Raw genomic sequence first — 18501 nt, forward strand, 5'->3', positions numbered from 1 at the left:
ACCCGCGGCAGTACCTCTTCTGCCGCTTCCGGCTTGACCGGCACTCAGGCATTCAACTAAACACTCAAACGAAAAGGTCAAAATCGTGATTATTGAACGCAATATTGCCCCCTACGTGGTCTTCGCTGAAGACCCGATTCTCAACGCCCTGCAGAAGATTTCTGCTAACGGCCAGCGCATCATCTTCCTGGTGAATGAATCCGGTATTCTGCGCGGTTCGCTCTCTGACGGTGACTTCCGTCGTTGGCTGATTGCTAACCCGACCGCATCCCTGGAGACCAGCGCCCTGGACGCTGCAAACACTAACCCTCAGACCGCACCGGCTGATGCTGATCCCGAAACCCTGCGCGCATACTTCGCGAAGGGCATCAACCACGTGCCGCTGACCGACGAGCGCGGTCACCTCGTGGCACTGGCAATGGATGAGCAGGACGTCCTGCGCATCGGTAAGCACACCATCAGCGAGGATTCCCCCTCCTTCATCATTGCTGAGATTGGTAACAACCACCAGGGTAGCGTTGACTTCGCTAAGGAACTGGTGGACCTGGCTGTTGAGTCCGGCGCGGATGCTGTGAAGTTCCAGCTGCGCGACATGGACGCCCTGTACCGCCAGCGCGGCGCAGCAACCGCAGGTGAGGACCTGGGCGTTCAGTACACCCTGGACCTGCTGTCCCGCTTCTCCCTGACCGTTGACCAGATGTACGAGGTCTTCGACCACGTCAAGCAGCACGACATGGACATCATGTGCACCCCCTGGGACGCACCCTCCGTTCAGGCGCTGGTTGACTACGGTATCCAGGGCATGAAGATTGCTTCTGCTGACCTGACCAACCACGAGCTGCTGCGCGACGTGGCTTCCCGCGGCCTGCCCATGCTGGTTTCCACCGGTATGAGCCGTGAGGAAGAGATCCGCGAGTCCGTGGCTCTGCTGCGTAACGCTGGCGCATCCTACGCTCTGCTGCAGTGCCAGTCCGCATACCCGGCCCCCTTCAAGGACGTCAACCTGGCGTACATGGACCGCTTGGCTGAGATCGGTCAGTGCCTGGTCGGTTACTCCGGTCACGAGCGTGGCTACCACGTGCCGATTGCTGCTGTTGCTCGCGGCGCGAAGATTATTGAGAAGCACTTCACCACCGACAAGACCCTCGAGGGTAACGACCACACCGTCTCCCTGCTGCCTGAGGAATTCAAGGCAATGGTTCAGCAGATCCGTGAGGTTGAGGCCGCTATTGGTTCTGCTGCTCCTCGCGAGGTGTCCACCGGTGAGCTGATGAACCGCGTGAACCTGGCTAAGTCCCTGGTTGCTACCCGCCACATTGCTAAGGGCGAGGTCGTGACCGAGGCTGATGTTGCTGTGAAGTCCCCCGGCCGCGGTCTGCAGCCGAACTACCTGCCGCAGCTGCTGGGCCGCACCATGCAGCGCGACGTTGAAGAAGGTTCGTTCTTCTTCGAGGGCGACCTGAAGGACGATCTGGTGACCCGCCGAGACTTCAAGTTTGACCGTCCCTGGGGTCTGCCGGTTCGTTACCACGACTACAAGCCGCTGATTGAAGAGGCAAAGCCGGACTTCCTGGAGTTCCACTTCTCCTACAAGGACCTCGAGATTAACATCGACGACGTCTTTGACTCCAAGCTGGACATGGGCTTCACCACCCACCTGCCCGACCTGTTCGCAGGCGACTTCCTGGTGGATCTCGCGTCCAAGGACCCCGAGGTGTGGGAGCGCTCCATCGCCGAGGTTCAGCGCACCATCGACATCACCCGTGACCTGACCCGCTACTTCACCGTAGACGAGGATCCGGTCATGGTCGTGACCATGGGTGGCTTCACCAAGGACAAGCACATCCCCGCATCCGCACGTGCTGAGAAGTACGAGCGTATCGGTGAGGCGCTGAAGCGTCTGGACGCATCCGGCGTTCGCCTGGCGGCTCAGACTCTGCCCCCGTACCCCTGGCTGATGGGTGGTCAGCAGTACCACAACCTGTTCCTGGATCCGAAGGACACTGCAGAGTTCTCGCGTGCGTTCGACACCGCGCTCTGTCTGGACATCTCCCACACCATGCTTGCTTGCAACTTCCTGAACATTCCGCTGTCGGAGGCTGTTGAGCAGCTGGCACCGCTGTCCATCCACCTGCACCTGGTGGACGGCACCGGCGTTGACGGTGAGGGCGTTCAGGTCGGCGAAGGCGATGTCGACTGGGCATCCCTGGGCAAGCAGCTGCGTGAGCTGGCACCGAAGGCATCCTTCATTCCCGAAATCTGGCAGGGCCACATCAACAACGGTGAAGGCTTCTTCACCGCACTGGACCGCCTCGAGAAGTGGCTGTAGAAAGTAGACACTCACTCATGAATTCAAACGGATTTCCCACTGCCCTGTGGGTCGTTCCGGTTCCCGAGTTTGGTGGAGTAGCTCGGCACGTTGTCGATATGGCACGTGCCGGGCTCCCCGGCTTTAACCTGGTGGTTCTCGCACCCGAGGGTAAGCTCACGAGCCGTCTTGAGGAACTGGGCGTCACCGTCATCAAGGCTGAGTTCGGTCCTGACTACGGTTTTAAGACTTCTTTTGCTTCTTTGCAGAAGGCTGTTGAGCAGCTCCGCCCGGATATTGTCCACAGCCACCTGGCGTATGCAGACGTTGTCGCAACCGCTGTGGTCAACGCACTACGCATCCGTAGCGTCATCAAGCGCGGCACCTGCGTGCCGAAGCTTCTGACCACTGAGCACGGTATTGCCGGTAATGACTCGGTGTACCACGGTAGCTCCTGGCGTTCTAAGCTCATGGAGACCGTGCACCGTGTGCGCCTGTGGGGTACCGATCAGGCGATTGCTGTTTCTCGTTCTACCGCTGATCAGATGCGTGCCAAGTGGGGCGCTCGTGGCGTGGAGCTGGTGTACAACGGCGTGGATATCCCCGAGGTGCATGCAGCTGTTGAGCAGCAACGTGTTCCCGCAGAGGGAGGTCCGCGTATTCTCTCGCTGTCCCGCCTGTCTCCTGAGAAGGGCATCGACGTGCTGCTGGATGCTTTTGCACAGCTTCGTGCTGATTACCCGCAGGCTCATCTTGAGATTGCGGGCTCTGGCGATTTGGCGTCCGAGTTGCAGGCTCAGGCTCAGCGTCTGAACCTGGGTGATTCGGTGACCTTCAGCGGCTTCGTTAACCCGATTGAGGCGATGGGTCGTAGTGACATGATTGTTCAGCTGTCGGTGTGGGAGAACTGCTCCTACACTCTGCTGGACGCTAAGGCTGCTGGCCTGAAGACGGTCGCTACCGCTGTGGGTGGTAACCCGGAGATTTTGGGTGCCGACGAGCTGGTGGACCGCCAGAGTGCAACCCTGACTCAGGATGTTCTGCAGGCTATGCGTGCGCAGCTGCAGAAGGATGAGTCTGAGCCTTTCGCCTGGATTTCGAATGAGCAGATGGCTGCTCAGACGGTTGATATTTACACTCGTGTACTTCGAGGAGGCCGATGATGAGCCAGACTTCGCAGGTTTACGCGCATCTGAACGAACCCACCGAGAAGCCAGAGGTTTCGCGTTTCTCTGAAACTGTGTCTCGCGGTAGTAATTACGTCCGCCATCAGACCAGCCAGATTCGTATGCCTGAGTTCATAATGGCATTCCTCTTGCTTTTTGGCGAGGCGGTACCGGGTGTTGGTTTGCCCTTTAACCAGGTAATCATTCTTTTGCTGGCGCTGTACGGTCTGACCCGTAAGCCAACTTTTGACGTGAGTCATTTTTCGGGTCTGCGCGCAATTATGTTTATTGCAATGGGTTACCTCGCAATTGTCTCGTTCTACGGTGTACATTCCGAGGACGCATCGGATTGGACGCGTCGTTTGCTTCGTCTTGTAGCGGCAACGGTATTGATTTGGACTATTGCCGCTGGGCGTCTGCATATCCGCTCGATTATTCTGGGCTACTCACTAGCGATTATGTTTAACGCAGTAGCTTATTTTGCTGGGTTTGCGCCGGTGACTGGTTATTACGGTTTTTTGACCGGTTGGTTGAATGACAAGAACTTCTCGGGTCTGGTGTACTGTCTGTTTGGTCTGTTGATTCTGAGCTTTGCCCGTAACAAAATTGAAGTTATCGGCACTATTGCTGTTTTCTCCGGGCTGCTATGGGCTACGGGTTCTCGTACCTCTATCGCGGCGTATGCAGCGGGTCTGATTTGGATCGTTGTTGCTCACCGTATGAAGACCTTTGGTCGTATTACGTTGGGTGTAGCGCTGTACTGGTTAATTGATATCTTGACTAGTGATTACGCGCAGTCCGGCGTCTTTGCGGACCGTACCGGTACGGATGCGCTTCGTTCACTGATTGACCAGGCATCTGAGATTAAGGTTCAGGCTTCTGGCTTCTTCGGCCAGGGCTTGGGTGAGGCATACGTATACCTGGCACATACCGGTTCGAAGACCTGGTTCCTCCATAACTCGTACTGGTCTGCTCTGATTGAGGGCGGCTGGCCATGGATGATTCTGGTTGTTACCATCACCCTGCTCTTTATCGTGAACGTGTTTAGCGGCAAAAAGACTCTGCCGCCGAAGTTCTATGTTGTGCAGGGCGCTGGCGTTGCCATCATGATTTGTGCATCCCGTCTGGGCGAGGTGTTCTACACCTGGCCGTGGGCTATTGCATGCGGTCTTGCTCTGCGCGTGTTGTTGCTTGAGCGTGAACAGCGTTTGGGTACCGGCCACGATGAGGCAAGTATCGAAGGCTTTGACGAGCGGATTGAGGTTCGTGATGCTGAAGAAGCCGATAACCACGTACTAGCTGCCCAGAACGCCCATAAGGCGTAGAGGATATTCACTTTGTATCCTCTGCCTCGACAGGTAGTTTCTCTATGTCTTGAGCATAGCGCGCAACGCTTATTGGAGCGCCTTGTTCTGACGTATCCGGGGAACCTAGACGGTTCTGTAGAAGAACAATATCCCCTTCCCCTTGTGAATTGCTCTAGGAGTAGAACAATGAAGAAAGAACTGTATATTGCTACCAATAACGGTGATATTGGTGGCGGCGAGGTCATGCTTCTGAACATTGCCCGCGCAGCCCGTAACCTTGGGTACAAGGTCACCATTGTGGGCCCCTCGGAACCGAAGCAACTCATGGAAGCTGCCGCGGATGAGGGTTTCCCTCGCATTATGTTGCCTGCTAAGAACCGCGCACAGTACATGCTTGCTCTGCGTGCATGGCATGCCCAGAACAAGGACGTACTGCTCTGGTGCAATGGTCTGGTTCCCGCAGTAGCAACGGGTGGCCGTAAGAACCGCATCGTACACCTGCATCAGTACGCTACTGGTATCAATGCCAAGCTGGTACCGTTCGCTCGTCGTAATGCATCGGTTACTTTGGTGCCTAGCCGTTACGTCGCACGTGCATGCCCTGGTAGCGAGGTTTTCGCTAACTGGGTCAACGGTGTCTCAACTGAGCTGGACCATCACGTTGGCGATCGTCGTCTGCGTGTTGGTTTCTTGGGTCGTCTGACTCCTGCTAAGGGTATTCCTACTTTGTGCGAGGCGTTGAGTATCCTCAACAAGGACGAGATTATCTACGACTTCATCATCGGTGGCGAGCCTGTATTCGCTTCTGAAGAGGGCCGTGCTGAGGTTGAGACTGCTCTGGCCCGTGTCGCACCGTTCAGCACTCGCTTGGGCTGGACCACTCCGGACCGCCTGTTCTCTAACATTGACATGCTGGTTGTCCCCTCGGCGGGTGCTGAAGAGTCTTTCGGCCTTGTGGTTGCTGAAGCGATGAGCGCACGCATTCCTGTCGTTATCAGCGACGCTGCACCCTTGATGGAGGTCGTGGGCGGCAACGGCTCCTACCCCTACATCGTCCCGGTGAACCAGCCGCAGGTACTTGCTCAGGCCATTGAGAAGCTGGGTCAGGAAATCCGTGAAGAGACTGAAGAGCTGGCAGAACGTACCTCCGAGCTGTTCTGGCGTTGGCAGGAGAATTACTCGCCTGAAGCAGGTAAGGTCCGTGTTGGTGAGATTCTGGAACGTTTTATCCGCTAAGGTGCTTCTAAACCTATAGATCATTCCCAACGGATATCCTCTCACTCAAACCCCGAAGGAAAATTATGACGACTACCCACCGCTACAAGGCTGCGGTTATCATTCCCTCTCGCGGTGGTGCAGATATTCTGCACTACCCGCTGGATGCGCTTGCCGCCCAGACCGAGAAGGACTTCCAGGTTATCGTGGTCCTCGACGGCGATATTGACAACAGCGAAGCTGTGCTTGACCGCTACATTGCGGAAGGCAAGCTGAACCTGACCAAGATTGTTTTCGAGGAGAACCGCGGTCGTGTGGCAGCGCTGAACGCTGGTCACCGTGCGGCTGATGCGGATGTCCTCATCCGTTGCGATGATGATCTTGAGCCGGCATCCGACTACGTCGAGGCGCAGATCCGCCTGCACCGTGATTACGACGGTGTGATTGGTACCTTGAAGAACGTGTACCCGGACACTCCCTATTCTCGTGTGTACGGTAACTTCCGCGATGCTCGATTCAAAGAGGGCGCCCTCAGCGTAGCTGAAGAAGGCCGTTGGCTGTACTGGAACGGTAACTCTTCTATCTCTGCGGAGTACTTTGAGCGTACTGGCGGCTACGACCCCGCGTACCGTCTCTACGGCTGGGAAGACGTAGACATGGGCAAAATGGTTCATGACGCTGGTGGCCGCATCATCATCTCTGATGAAGTTGAGGTCAAGCACTATGCCGAGGCTACCACCACTGCAGTGCGTGCCCTGCGTGCCCTGCACTCGGGCTCTGCCCGCACCATCTTCGTGCGTAAGCACGGCGAGGAAGCACACCCTGCCCCGAACCCGACGGGTCCGTGGGGTTTGCTGGTCAAGACCCTCGCTCGTTTCACCACCGAGAAGACCATTAAGGCTCTGGGCGATGCGAGCGATAAGATTCTGCTGAAGCTGCCCGCTAAGGCCGCTGAGAAGCTTGTGGCACTGCAGGTTGAGGCTGCATCTTACGCCGGTATTCACTACCCTGAGCGTGCTCAGAAAGTCTTTTAGGAGGAAAAGAAAATGTCACTCACTCAGCTCTTGACCTCCGCTCCGTTTACCGGGCCGAAGAACCCTGACGCGGTGCTCGCGGATATCCCGAAGAGCCTCAAGAAGCTTGCCCATCTGGCGCGCCGTTACGTGCCGCTGGTCAAGCCTGAGGCTACTGAAGAGATAGCAATTGCCCACGACTACCTGACTCAGCGTGGCGGTGCGGAGCGTGTTGTGCTGGCAATGCATCGTGCATTCCCTGACGCACCGATTTACACGACTTTGTACGACCCGGAGGGCACCTTCCCGGAGTTCAAAGATGCGAAAATCATCACCAGCCCGCTGAATAAGATTGGTTACCTACGTCGTAACCACCGCATGGCTCTGCCAATTCTGCCGATTGCTTCTTCTTTCCTGAAGGTACCGGCTGAGCGCGCTGTGGTGTCGACGACCGGTTGGGCGCACGGCTTCAACTTCGCCGGTCGCAAGTTCATTTACTGCCATTCGCCGGCGCGTTGGCTGTACCTGAGCGATCAGTACCTGGGCGAGAAGAGTACCGGCCCCGTACCTCTGCTGCTGAAAACCCTGCGTCCTGCACTGATGTTGTGGGATCACTGGGCGGCTCACCGCTCGGCGGTGTATGTGGCGAACGCGAGCGTGATTAAGAAGCGCATCGAGAACGTGTACGGCAAGAAGGACGTTCCGATTTTCTTCCCGCCGCACTCGGTAGATGCCACCGCACCGGTTGAGCCTATTCCGGGTCTGGAAGAGTTCACCGAATCGGACGATTATTTCCTGATTGTTTCTCGCCTGCTGCCCTACAAGAATGTTGATAAGGCTGTTGAAGCCTGCAATGAGTTGGGTAAGAAGCTACTGGTGATTGGCCGCGGTCCGGAGAAGGAACATCTGGAAGCGCTTGCGGGCCCGACTATTCGTATTGCTTCGGGCGTTTCGGATGCGCAGCTTCGTTACGCGTACCGTCACTGCCTGGCGCTGCTGGCTATCTCGTATGAGGACTTCGGTATTACCCCGCTAGAAGCGGGTGCTAGCGGCAAGGCCGTGATTGCCTACCGTGCGGGCGGCTTCCTGGATACCATTCAGGAAGGCAAGACCGGCATGTTCATCAACCAGCCGACCGTGGAGCAGCTGGTGGAAGCTCTCAAGGCTTTCAACCCGGCTGACTGGGACGCTGACTATATCCGCGAGCACGTTGACGGTTTCTCGGAGGCTCGTTTCATTAGCCGTTTGAAGACCTACGTGCAGGCTTTGCCCGAAGACTAAAAGAGCTAGGCGGCTCATAGAAGAAGGTGGGGCGGTAGAAACTAAGGTTTTTCTACCGCCCCGCCTTCTTTATGCTTTCTGAGAGCCTTAGCGGGCCTCTAGGAGCCCCTTGGAGAGTAGCTCGGGAATGAAACCCTCAATCTGCGGTCCCATGGTCTCTATGGGCTGTTCATACATTTCGCAGAGCTCGTCGATAGCATCCTGCAGAGACATCGGGTCCTCAAAAATACTCCAAATAATGGAGGCAGAATCCTGAAGAACAGACAGCTCACCGTTGGCAAGATTCGCGAGATAAGTTGCCGTGGGGGAGTACTTAGCGAACTCTTCAGAATGAACATACGCGATGTTCTCGGGGATGCCGTATACGGTCTGACGGGAATCTACCGGATTGCTCATTTTTTCACCTTGATTCCGAAACGATCAAAGAACTTTGCACGTATCTCTGCCTTAGTGGGGGTGCGTCCCAGCTGCATCGCCAAATGGTCCTTATTCACAAAGAAAATATTTTTGAGGGTGCGTAGCTTATCGTGCAGGGTCGTCGCCGACTGCAGACGTCCGATCCACTGGATGTAGTGGGGCACATCCTGGGAGACCGACAGCCACAGTAGGTAGTCGCGGTCGTCACGGTACTGCTCCAGACCGCCCATAGCCGCGCTATATGCCAGGGACGAGTCAAGCTCCTCGGCGCGGGCTTGTAGGCGCTGCCAATCGCTGTAGGAGAGCAGAGAGACCAGGTAGTTAATATCTGCACTGTAGCGTGATGCTGCGCGGGCGCGGTGAAGCACCACGAGAAGACGCGCGTCCAGATCGCTGGGGACAGTGCAGGGACGGTGAGCAATCATACGGGTCTTGCGTGCCGCCCAGACGCGGTCAAACGCCTTCTCATAATCGCCGTGGCGTCCTAGACCGGGGAAGAAACGATGAATATCAGTCAGGCCCCATGAAGCGTGGTAGAGCGTCATCGCGTGCTCGAACACGGAACCTGTTTCGAAGTGGGCTTGGATACGCCATCCATCTGCCAGAAGGATCTCTACAAAGCGGTCCACGTGAGAGGGACGGACGAGCAGGTCAGCGTCGGAGCTGTACCTGCCCTTGCGGTAAATTTCCTGGGAGAAAGCGTAGCCTTTGACATGCAGAATATCGATGGAGTGCATGTCGGCAATTCGCTGGAAGTAGGCGTGCGCAAGCCGAATCCGTGCCGCGAGCGGAGTAGTCTGCGGCTCCGGGGTATTGGATGAGTGAGTGGTCACAATAGCCTTTCGGTGCACATGTATACCAGATAAGTATAAGGCGGGACAGACAGAAAATACTGCCCATCCCGCCCTAAGTCGCTCCCTATAATTTAGGGCGCTTATTACGTTATTACTTCTTAGCCGAGGACTTCTTCGACGACTTTTTGTCGCCGTCCTTGCTGTAACCGTAGTAGGTGGAGTAACCGACGTACGAGCTTGCGTAACCGAAGCCGTAGTAGGAGTTACCCAGGCCCTTACGGGGTGCACGGTTCAGAACCATACCGAAGAGGTTAGCGTTGACCTTCTTCAGGGTGCTTGCAGCCTCAGTCATCTGCTCACGGTGGCTTCGACCGATAGAACCAACGAGGATTACGCCATCCACCGAGTGGGAGAGCAGCGAAGCATCGGTCACGGGCAGCAGCGGCGGAACGTCGACGACCACGATGAACTCTTCGGAGAGCTCGTTGATCAGCTGGCGCATCTTATCCGAGCCCAGAAGCTCGGAGGGGTTCGGGGGGATGCGGCCTGCGGGCAGGACGAAGAGGTTCGAATCGCCTAGCTGGTGTACAGCGTTAGCAATCTCAACCTGGCCAGCCAGAACCTGGGTCAGACCAACCTTAGCGTCGAGCTTCAGCTTCTTAGCCACGGTCGGGCGGCGGAGGTCGGCGTCAATGAGGATGACGGGCGAACCTGCGTCAGCCATTGCACGAGCCAGCGACAGCGACACGGTCGACTTACCTTCACCGGGCACCGCGGAGGTGACGATGAACGAACGAGGGGGAGTGTCAACGTTCACGAAGCGCAGGTTGGTACGCAGCTGACGGATGGACTCCTGAGCGATGTGGTCGTCGGTGTCACCGTTAACGATGTTCTCTTCGCTCAGGTCATCACTGACGGGTAGAACACCCAGGATGCTTGCGCCGGTTGCCTTGGTAGCGTCGTCACGGGTGCGGATGCGCTGATCCAGTGCGCGGCGCAGGAAGATAGCCAGGTACACCAGCGCCAGGCCAGCAGCGGCACCAACGAGTACGTTCTGCTGGTAGTTCGGAGCCACCAGCGGCGGGTTCACGCTTGCGTTGTTCAGCGGAATCACACGGACGGTGTTGCTGGTGGTGGGGGATGCGCCAGTGTTTTCTCCGTTCACCAGTGCCTGAGCGTTACCGGGGTTCTGCTCAATTTCCTTAATGTAGTCGGCGGTAGCCTGCAGTGCACCGTTAGCGAGCAGCTGTGCGTTCTTCGGGGAAGAAGCCTGCGCGCTCACGGTAATCAGTGCAGCGTTGTCACCTGCGGTTGCGGTGAGGCTCGCACGAATCTGACCGGTGGTCAGGGAGAGCTCGGGGGTGTTCTGCTTAATCTTCTGTGCCACGGCCTCGGAGGAGACGATAGCTGCGTAGGAGCGAGCGCGTTCCTTAGCGGCGGAAGAACCCGAGAGGACATCCACAGTGCCGGACTCGCCCACGGTCACGTAGCCCGAGGATGATGCAGCGTAGACCTTCGGCTGGAGAGAGGCATAGCCGAAGCCCGCTGCGGCACCGACAACGATGCCAATGATCAGCAGCCAGAGGTTAGCCCTCGTGGTGCGGAAAAATTCCAAAATGGTCATGGTAGTGAGAATACTCCAGAAAGTTTGAGTTAGTGTACCTGCAAAGTGGAGTGTTGTTGCAGGCGGTGAAGGGATACGGAAATCCCCTGGTGTTTATTAGCGGAGCAATCCGAGCAGGTAGCTACCGTAACCGCTCTTGACGAGGGAGGTAGCAATGTCGCGCAACTGCTCATCGGAGAGCCAACCGTGGCGCCACGCAATTTCCTCCGGGCAACCAACCGACAGACCCTGACGGCTCTGGACAGTGCGGATGAAGTTAGTGGCATCAGCGAGTGAATCAAAGGTTCCGGTATCGAGCCACGCAGTGCCGCGAGGTAGAACCTCAACCTTCAGTTTACCCTGTTCCAGGTAGACGCGGTTAAGGTCAGTGATTTCCAACTCACCGCGCGGAGAAGGCTTAATCTGACGTGCATACTCTACAACCTTCGAGTCGTAGAAGTACAGACCTGGAATAGCGTAGTCGCTCTTGGGGTTCTCAGGCTTCTCTTCGATGGACAGTGCGTTGAAGTTCTCGTCGAATTCCACCACACCGTAAGCGCGAGGATCAGCAACCCGGTAAGCGAAGACGGTTGCGCCGTCCTTCTGCTCGTAGGTGGCAAGCTGAGTGCCCAGACCGGGGCCGTAGAAGATATTGTCACCGAGCACAAGTGCTACAGGGTCGTTACCAATAAAATCGGCACCCAGAATAAATGCCTGTGCAAGACCATCCGGGGAAGGTTGCACCTTGTATTCGAGATTAATACCGAAACGGGAACCGTCACCGAGCAGTCGCTGGAACTGCTCCTGATCGGCAGGAGTGGTAATAATCAAAATATCGCGGATACCCGCCAGCATGAGAGTGGACAGCGGGTAGTAAATCATCGGCTTGTCATAGACCGGAGTGAGCTGCTTGCTAATACCCTGAGTGATAGGGTGCAAACGGCTTCCGGTACCGCCGGCAAGAATAATTCCCTTCATAACTTCTTATTGTGTCATGTTTATCTCGTTGTTGAGGCATAAAAATCACTGTTTAGCCAGGTAAAATCTACCGTATGGCTCACATTCTTGTTACCGGCGGTGCCGGTTTTATTGGTTCGAACTTTGTTCACCACCTCATCGATAACACTGATCACACTATTACTGTGCTGGATAAGATGACCTATGCCGCAAATGCTGCGTCTTTGGAGGGTCTTCCCGAATCCCGCTTCAAGCTCGTCGTAGGCGACATCGCTGACCGCGAGCTGGCCGACGAACTGGTCGGCAAGGCAGACGCTGTTGTCCACTACGCTGCGGAATCGCACAACGACAACTCCCTGTCCAACCCCGAACCGTTCATCCACACTAACCTCATCGGTACTTTCAGTCTTCTGGAAGCAGTCCGTAAGCACGGCACTCGCTACCACCACATCTCCACCGACGAGGTCTTCGGCGACCTCGAGCTGGACGATCCGGCAAAGTTCACCGAAACCACCCCCTACAACCCCTCTTCCCCTTACTCCTCCACCAAGGCAGGCTCCGACCTGCTCGTGCGCGCATGGGTCCGCTCCTTCGGTATTGAAGCAACCATCTCTAACTGCTCCAACAACTACGGCCCCTACCAGCACATCGAGAAGTTCATTCCCCGCCAAATCACTAACATCCTCTCGGGTCTGACCCCGAAGCTGTACGGCGAGGGCCTGAACGTTCGTGACTGGATTCACGCATCCGACCACTCTTCTGCTGTGTTGCGCATCCTGGAGCAGGGCAAGATTGGTGAAACCTACCTCATCGGTGCAGACGGCGAAGAGAACAACATCACCGTTCTGCGCACCATCCTGCGTCTTATGGGCAAGGACGAGAACGACTTCGAGCACGTGGTTGACCGCCCCGGTCACGACCTGCGCTACGCAATCGACGGTAGCCGCCTGCGTGCAGAGCTCGGCTGGGAGCCGAAGTTCACCGACTTCGAATCCGGTCTTGCCGACACCATTAAGTGGTACACCGACAACCGCGGCTGGTGGGAGCCCCTGAAGGCTGAGGTTGAGGCAAAGTACGCAAAGGCTGGCCAGTAATGACCAAGGAATTGAAGGTTACTGAAACCGAGATTCCCGGCCTGCTCATCATTGACCTGCCGGTTCACGGCGATAACCGCGGCTGGTTCAAGGAAAATTGGCAGCGCGAGAAGATGGTCGCAGCCGGTCTGCCCGACTTCAACCCCGTGCAGAACAACATCTCGTTCAATGCTTCGGTAGGTACCACCCGCGGTATCCACGCCGAGCCGTGGGATAAGTACGTTTCTGTTGCGACCGGCCGTATCTTCGGTGCGTGGGTTGACCTGCGTGCTGGCGAGTCCTTCGGTAAGGTCGTCACTGTGGAGCTGGGCCCGGACACCGCAATCTTCGTGCCTCGCGGCGTGGGTAACTCCTTCCAGACCCTGGAAGAGAACACCGCCTACACCTACCTGGTGAACGACCACTGGTCGGCGGATGCAGTATCCGGCTACAGCTTCCTGAACCTTGCTGATGAGACCGTCGCAATCGACTGGCCCATCGACCTGGCGAAGGCAGAGCTCTCCGAGAAGGACCGTAACCACCCGCGTCTGAACGAGATCAAGCCCCTGGAAGCCGACCCGATCCTGATTATTGGTGCGGGCGGTCAGCTCGGCACCGAGCTGGTTCGCCAGCTCACCGAGCAGAACGTACCCTTCCTGGCTGTGGATCGCGACCGCCTCGACCTGGGCAAGCCCGAGCAGTGGTGTGACGCATTCCGCTGGCGCTCCTTCCGCGCGGTCATCAACGCTGCAGCGTACACCGCAGTGGATCAGGCAGAAACCCCCGAGGGGCGCCGTGACGCCTGGGCAGCTAACGCCCTGGGTGTGAGCGCTCTTGCCTCCATCTGTGAAGAAGCTAACCTGCCGCTGGTTCACGTATCCACCGACTACGTCTTTGACGGCTCCCTGCCCCTGGGCGAGGAATACCCGGAGGACTACCCCCTGGCACCGCTGAGCGTCTACGGCGCATCCAAGGCTGCCGGTGAGGTTGCCGCCGCCGCATGGCGTAAGCACTACACCCTGCGCACCAGCTGGGTTGTTGGCGCCGGCAAGAACTTTGTGGGCACCATGGCGTCCCTGGCTGAGCGCGGTATCGACCCGTCCGTGGTCGCCGACCAGTGGGGTCGCCCGACCTTCACCCAGGACCTGGCAGCAGCTGCCCTGCACCTGCTCTTCTCCGGCGCTGAATACGGCACCTACAACGTGTCGAACACCGGTGAGGTCATCAACTGGGCACAGTTCGCTCGTGCAGTGTACGAGGGCACCGGCCATGACCCGGCACGCGTCAGCGACACCACCACCGAGGAATACTTCGCCAACGCTGAGCTCTTCGCTCACCGTCCGACGAACTCGGCAATGGACCTGTCCAAGCTGATTGCTGCAGGCTTCACCCCGCGCGATCACCGCGAGGCGCTCGCCGCCTACCTTGCAGAAATGGGTTCCTAATCCTCTAGGATTTGGTCCTAATATCTGCTGATAACAGCATAAAAGGCGTGAAAAGCGCCATATCACAGGTTCCCGGCCCTTGAAGAAGAGCCGGGAACCTGTACAATATTGTCTTGGCCAAGGCGGTGGAATACACGAAACGTGTAGGTCCGTAACTGACGGTGGCTGGTTGGAAAGAGATTTCTGGCGCCAGTCCCTATTCCACTTGGCGCATAACTTCTAACCAAGAAAGGGTGGACAACTCATGTCAGATACCATCAAAATTTCAGCTACCGTACGTAGCGACTTCGGCAAGGGCTACGCGCGCCGCATCCGCATGGCAGGCGACATCCCCGCCGTCATCTACGGCCACGGCGAAGAGCCCAAGCACGTAGTACTCCCCGGCCACGCAACCACCCTGGCTGCCCGCGTCCCCAACGCTATCCTCGACCTCGACATCGAAGGTGAATCACACCTCGCAATGATCAAGGACATCCAGCGTCACGCAATCCGCCCTGAACTGCAGCACATCGACCTGCTGACCGTTAAGCGCGGCGAGCGCGTTGAGATTGAGGTTCCTGTACACGTTGAAGGCGAGCCTGCTGTTGGCGCCGTTGCTAACCAGGAAGAAACCGTTCTTCTGGTTGAAGCTGACGCACTGAAGGCACCCGAAGCTTTGACCGTGAGCATCGAAGGCCGCGAAGCTGGCGCTCACGTTCTGGCATCAGACGTTGAACTGCCCTCAGGCGTAACCCTGGTTGCAGACGCTGAACTGCTGATCGTTAACGTTTCTGAGCCCGAGGAACTCGACGTTCCCGAGCCCGGTGAAGAAGGCGAAAACGCACCCGAGGGTGACATCGTTGAAGCTTCCGAGGAATCAGATCAGGCTGGCGAAGCTCACGACTCAGATAACTCAAAGCACTAGACCGCGCCCTGCGCCTAGCGCAACAATGATTTGTGGATGGCCCGCCGCTACCTCTCTTCTGAGGTGGTAGCGGGCCATACTCATAGAATGGTGTAGTCCATGAATTTTCTAAAAAACCTTTTACAGCGCCGTGGAAAGGGCGAAGATATGTCTGATGCGTGGCTCATTGTTGGTCTGGGGACCCCGGGCCCGGAGTACGAGAAAACCCGCCACAATATTGGTCAGATGGTTCTGGACGAGCTCGCCAAGGAAGTTGGCGGCAGCTTCAAGAAGCATTCCAAGGCCTCCGCGGTTGTGGTGGAGGGGCGCCTCGGTTTTGGTGGCCCCAAGGTCATCCTCATGAAGTCTCTCGGCTACATGAACACCTCCGGCGGCCCGGTCAGCGCCGTCGCCAAGTTCTACGGTATCGACCCCGACCATATCATTGTTGTGCACGATGAACTCGATATCCCCTTCGACACCATTAAGCTCAAGATTGGTGGGGGAGAGGGCGGTCATAACGGTCTGCGCGATATCACCAAGGCACTGGGCACCAAGGACTACTACCGTGTGCGCACCGGCATCGGTCGACCTCCCGGACGCATGGACACCGCAGACTTCGTGCTCAAGCCCTTCAGCAGCACCGAAGCGAAGGACCTGCCCTTCCTCATCTCGAACGCTGCAGACGCAACCATGATGCTTGTGAAGGAAGGCCTGCTGGCGACCCAGCAGCGCTACCACGGCGCAGGCTCCTAAGCATAAGACCGCACTGGGCATGCGCTGAACTGGGCAATGCATGGTGTGGGTTGATGCGTGAACTAGGCTCTACCTAACTATGCAAGAGCCCGGTGAGGGAATAAGCTAGAAAAGAATGACGTTATACGCTCCACGACGGGAAAATACCCGACCCGTGGAGCGTATGAGCGAGAGAAGAAGGTACCCGTGGCTGAATACTCCACCCCCGCCAACACCCCGCTGAGCGACGACCTCGTACGCCAGCTTCGCCAGGATTTCCCGATCCTCAACACTGAGGTCAACGGGCACCCCTTGGTCTACCTGGATTCGGGGGCGACCAGTCAGAAACCGCTTCAGGTGCTCGACGCTGAACGTAACTTCTACCTGCACGCTAACTCTGCTGTACACCGTGGCGCACACACCCTCGCGGTTGAGGCAACCGACCTGTTCGAGGACGCGCGCATCACCGTTGCGAACTTCGTTGGCGCCACTGATGAAGAGCTCGTGTGGACCTCTAATGCAACCGAGGCGCTGAACCTGGTCGCCTACTCCATTGGCAACGCCTCTCAGGGTATCGGCGGTCCGGCTGCTGAGCGTTTCGCACTGGGCCCTGGCGACGAAATTGTCACCACCGAGATTGAGCACCACGCGAACCTCATTCCCTGGCAGATTCTTGCTCAGCGAACCGGCGCAACCCTGCGCCACATCCCCTCCACCGAGGACGGTCAGCTCGACTACGAGGCAGCCGAGGGCATCATCAACGAGAAGACCCGCATCGTGGCGTTCACCCACGTCTCGAACGTGACTGGCGCAATTACTGATGTGCCCCGCATGGTTGCTATGGCTCGTAAGTACGGCGCAATCGTTGTACTGGACGCCTGCCAGTCCGTGCCGCACATGCCCGTAGACTTCCACGCCCTGGACGTCGACTTTGCGGCGTTCTCCGGCCACAAGATGCTGGCACCCACCGGTATTGGCGCCCTCTACGGCCGCGCAGAGCTGCTGAACGCCCTGCCGCCCTTCCTGACCGGCGGCTCCATGATTACCCGTGTGGGTCTGCAGGACGCCGAGTACATGCCCGCCCCCATCAAGTTTGAGGCCGGCACCCAGCGTGTCTCGCAGGCGGTCGCTTTCGCTGCTGCTGTGTGCTACCTGCAGCACTTGGGCATGGAGAACGTTGAGGCGTGGGAACACGAACTGGGCGCTCGCCTCGTTGAGGGCGTTCAGAAGATTGAAGGCGTGCGACTGCTTGGCCCCACCGATCCCACCAAGCGTGCCGGCCTGGTCGCTCTCGCCATCGAGGGTGTACACCCGCACGATGTGGGTCAGCTACTCGACACTCAGGGCATCGCCGTGCGCGTGGGTCACCACTGCGCCCAGCCGCTACACCGCTGCGCCGGCGTGACTGCCTCGACCCGCGCCTCCACCTACATCTACAACACCACCGAAGATGTGGACGCTTTCCTGAAGGCACTCGCCGAGGTACGCCCCTACTTCGGCTTCTAAAACAGGCGTGTTAGACGCTAACGCCCCGAATTTTCAGACATACCAACTGACGGAAGAAGAACACTGTGTCTCTTGAATCCCTGTACCAGGAAATTATTCTGGAGCATTCTAAGCAGCGTAGCGGCGAGCACCTCGTAGAGGTACCCGCCGGTCACGCAAGTGCCGATAACCACCAGTACAACCCCACCTGCGGTGACGAAATCAACCTGCGTGTGGTGCTCTCTGATGAACTGAAGGATGGCGAGAAGACCATCGAGTCGATCTCTTGGGAAGGCGACGGTTGCTCTATCTCCATGGCTGCCGCTTCTGTGCTCTCTGAAATGGCTCCTGGCATGACGACCTCCGAGCTTCAGCGCCACGTGGATGCGTTCCGCGAGATGCTGCGCTCGCGCGGCAAGGTGACCCTGGACGAAGAAGAGTACGGCGATATGGCTGCATTCTCCGGTGTTTCGAAGTTCATGGCGCGCGTGAAGTGCGCGATGCTCTCCTGGGTTGCCGTTGAGGAAGCCACTAAGGAAGCAACTGCGAAGAACTAAACCTTTGCTGAGAAGGTAGGCTGAACCGGTGGGGGAGTAGCTAGTATTTGAACGCCAATCGAAAATACCGAATGGCTACTGAACCTAAAATATTGCACAAGAACGTAAGCATATGCGGTCAAAGCGTGCAGAAAATACTGGCTAAAACTCTTCGCTAAAATCTAGCGGTTAATTGTTTATCTATATAAGCTTTCTTTGATTTCAAGCGACGTATAGAAAATATGAGGCGGATACTACACTGTGTCCGCCTCATTTTTATATC

At 57.2% G+C, this 18501-nt stretch carries 16 protein-coding genes; 12 read left to right on the forward strand and 4 right to left on the reverse strand.

All coding sequences use genetic code 11. From position 1 onward, the window contains the following. Window positions 1–85 precede the first annotated feature (85 nt). The 6 genes from HMPREF2928_RS04250 (at window position 86) to HMPREF2928_RS04275 (ending at window position 8290) form a co-directional block, all read left to right on the forward strand. Window positions 86–2329 (forward strand): N-acetylneuraminate synthase family protein, encoded by a 2244-nt coding sequence (locus HMPREF2928_RS04250; RefSeq protein WP_005508905.1) that lies wholly within the window; start codon window positions 86–88, stop codon window positions 2327–2329. 17 nt (window positions 2330–2346) lie between these two features. Then, window positions 2347–3471: a glycosyltransferase gene (locus HMPREF2928_RS04255; protein WP_070687452.1), complete on the forward strand. Its 1125-nt coding sequence runs from the start codon at window positions 2347–2349 to the stop codon at window positions 3469–3471. Continuing rightward, window positions 3471–4799 carry a hypothetical protein gene (locus tag HMPREF2928_RS04260; RefSeq protein ID WP_246822786.1) on the forward strand — a complete coding sequence of 443 codons (1329 nt, stop codon included), beginning with the start codon at window positions 3471–3473 and terminating at the stop codon, window positions 4797–4799. Before HMPREF2928_RS04255 ends, HMPREF2928_RS04260 begins: the two co-directional genes overlap by 1 nt. A 168-nt stretch (window positions 4800–4967) precedes the next feature. After that, a complete protein-coding gene (locus HMPREF2928_RS04265; RefSeq protein ID WP_070616737.1) occupies window positions 4968–6017 on the forward strand; it encodes a glycosyltransferase family 4 protein in 1050 nt (349 codons plus the stop codon). A gap of 65 nt (window positions 6018–6082) precedes the next feature. Then, window positions 6083–7030 (forward strand): glycosyltransferase family 2 protein, encoded by a 948-nt coding sequence (locus HMPREF2928_RS04270; protein WP_049352040.1) that lies wholly within the window; start codon window positions 6083–6085, stop codon window positions 7028–7030. A 12-nt stretch (window positions 7031–7042) separates the two neighbouring features. Next, window positions 7043–8290, forward strand: coding sequence for a glycosyltransferase (locus HMPREF2928_RS04275; protein ID WP_049352037.1), 1248 nt, complete (start codon window positions 7043–7045; stop codon window positions 8288–8290). 87 nt (window positions 8291–8377) lie between these two features. Here HMPREF2928_RS04275 and HMPREF2928_RS04280 read toward each other — a convergent pair whose 3' ends face one another. The 4 genes from HMPREF2928_RS04280 to rfbA form a co-directional block, all read right to left on the reverse strand. Beyond that, a complete protein-coding gene (locus HMPREF2928_RS04280) occupies window positions 8378–8686 on the reverse strand; it encodes a PqqD family protein (RefSeq protein WP_012904017.1) in 309 nt (102 codons plus the stop codon). Then, entirely contained in the window at window positions 8683–9540 is an 858-nt protein-coding gene (locus tag HMPREF2928_RS04285) for a nucleotidyltransferase family protein (protein WP_049352238.1), read from the reverse strand. Before HMPREF2928_RS04285 ends, HMPREF2928_RS04280 begins: the two co-directional genes overlap by 4 nt. 112 nt (window positions 9541–9652) lie before the next feature. Next, on the reverse strand, window positions 9653–11125 hold the full coding sequence (locus HMPREF2928_RS04290) for a tyrosine-protein kinase domain-containing protein (RefSeq protein WP_070687453.1): 1473 nt from the start codon (window positions 11123–11125) through the stop codon (window positions 9653–9655). 96 nt (window positions 11126–11221) lie between these two features. Continuing rightward, window positions 11222–12082 carry a glucose-1-phosphate thymidylyltransferase RfbA gene (gene rfbA, locus HMPREF2928_RS04295; RefSeq protein WP_070687454.1) on the reverse strand — a complete coding sequence of 287 codons (861 nt, stop codon included), beginning with the start codon at window positions 12080–12082 and terminating at the stop codon, window positions 11222–11224. A 74-nt stretch (window positions 12083–12156) separates the two neighbouring features. Between rfbA and rfbB the strand changes: the two genes are divergently transcribed. The 6 genes from rfbB (at window position 12157) to sufU (ending at window position 18239) form a co-directional block, all read left to right on the forward strand. Then, window positions 12157–13155, forward strand: coding sequence for a dTDP-glucose 4,6-dehydratase (gene rfbB / locus HMPREF2928_RS04300; RefSeq protein ID WP_044142793.1), 999 nt, complete (start codon window positions 12157–12159; stop codon window positions 13153–13155). Then, window positions 13155–14579, forward strand: a complete 1425-nt coding sequence (rfbD, locus tag HMPREF2928_RS04305; protein ID WP_070687455.1) for a dTDP-4-dehydrorhamnose reductase — start codon at window positions 13155–13157, stop codon at window positions 14577–14579. The genes rfbB and rfbD overlap by 1 nt, the downstream gene beginning before the upstream one ends. A 244-nt stretch (window positions 14580–14823) precedes the next feature. After that, window positions 14824–15483 (forward strand): 50S ribosomal protein L25/general stress protein Ctc, encoded by a 660-nt coding sequence (locus HMPREF2928_RS04310; protein ID WP_012904012.1) that lies wholly within the window; start codon window positions 14824–14826, stop codon window positions 15481–15483. A 147-nt stretch (window positions 15484–15630) separates the two neighbouring features. Beyond that, entirely contained in the window at window positions 15631–16218 is a 588-nt protein-coding gene (gene pth, locus HMPREF2928_RS04315; protein WP_070687456.1) for an aminoacyl-tRNA hydrolase, read from the forward strand. Between the two features lie 186 nt (window positions 16219–16404). Further along, window positions 16405–17703 carry a cysteine desulfurase gene (locus tag HMPREF2928_RS04320; RefSeq protein ID WP_070616752.1) on the forward strand — a complete coding sequence of 433 codons (1299 nt, stop codon included), beginning with the start codon at window positions 16405–16407 and terminating at the stop codon, window positions 17701–17703. Between the two features lie 65 nt (window positions 17704–17768). Further along, the gene (gene sufU / locus HMPREF2928_RS04325) at window positions 17769–18239 is read left to right on the forward strand and encodes a Fe-S cluster assembly sulfur transfer protein SufU (protein WP_070616754.1); all 471 of its coding nucleotides are present in this window, start codon (window positions 17769–17771) and stop codon (window positions 18237–18239) included. Window positions 18240–18501 lie beyond the last annotated feature (262 nt).

Source organism: Rothia sp. HMSC072B04 (assembly GCF_001813725.1).
Classification (GTDB): Bacteria; Actinomycetota; Actinomycetes; order Actinomycetales; family Micrococcaceae; genus Rothia; species Rothia mucilaginosa.

Bases quoted from the DNA above. Each gene is read 5' to 3' on its own strand.
- HMPREF2928_RS04255 (WP_070687452.1), top strand. From the start codon at position 2,347: ATGAATTCAAACGGATTTCCCACTGCCCTGTGGGTCGTTCCGGTTCCC.
- HMPREF2928_RS04260 (WP_246822786.1), top strand. From the start codon at position 3,471: ATGAGCCAGACTTCGCAGGTTTACGCGCATCTGAACGAACCCACCGAG.
- HMPREF2928_RS04265 (WP_070616737.1), top strand. From the start codon at position 4,968: ATGAAGAAAGAACTGTATATTGCTACCAATAACGGTGATATTGGTGGC.
- HMPREF2928_RS04270 (WP_049352040.1), top strand. From the start codon at position 6,083: ATGACGACTACCCACCGCTACAAGGCTGCGGTTATCATTCCCTCTCGC.
- HMPREF2928_RS04275 (WP_049352037.1), top strand. From the start codon at position 7,043: ATGTCACTCACTCAGCTCTTGACCTCCGCTCCGTTTACCGGGCCGAAG.
- HMPREF2928_RS04280 (WP_012904017.1), bottom strand. From the start codon at position 8,686: ATGAGCAATCCGGTAGATTCCCGTCAGACCGTATACGGCATCCCCGAG.
- HMPREF2928_RS04290 (WP_070687453.1), bottom strand. From the start codon at position 11,125: ATGACCATTTTGGAATTTTTCCGCACCACGAGGGCTAACCTCTGGCTG.
- rfbA (WP_070687454.1), bottom strand. From the start codon at position 12,082: ATGAAGGGAATTATTCTTGCCGGCGGTACCGGAAGCCGTTTGCACCCT.
- rfbB (WP_044142793.1), top strand. From the start codon at position 12,157: ATGGCTCACATTCTTGTTACCGGCGGTGCCGGTTTTATTGGTTCGAAC.
- rfbD (WP_070687455.1), top strand. From the start codon at position 13,155: ATGACCAAGGAATTGAAGGTTACTGAAACCGAGATTCCCGGCCTGCTC.
- HMPREF2928_RS04310 (WP_012904012.1), top strand. From the start codon at position 14,824: ATGTCAGATACCATCAAAATTTCAGCTACCGTACGTAGCGACTTCGGC.
- pth (WP_070687456.1), top strand. From the start codon at position 15,631: ATGTCTGATGCGTGGCTCATTGTTGGTCTGGGGACCCCGGGCCCGGAG.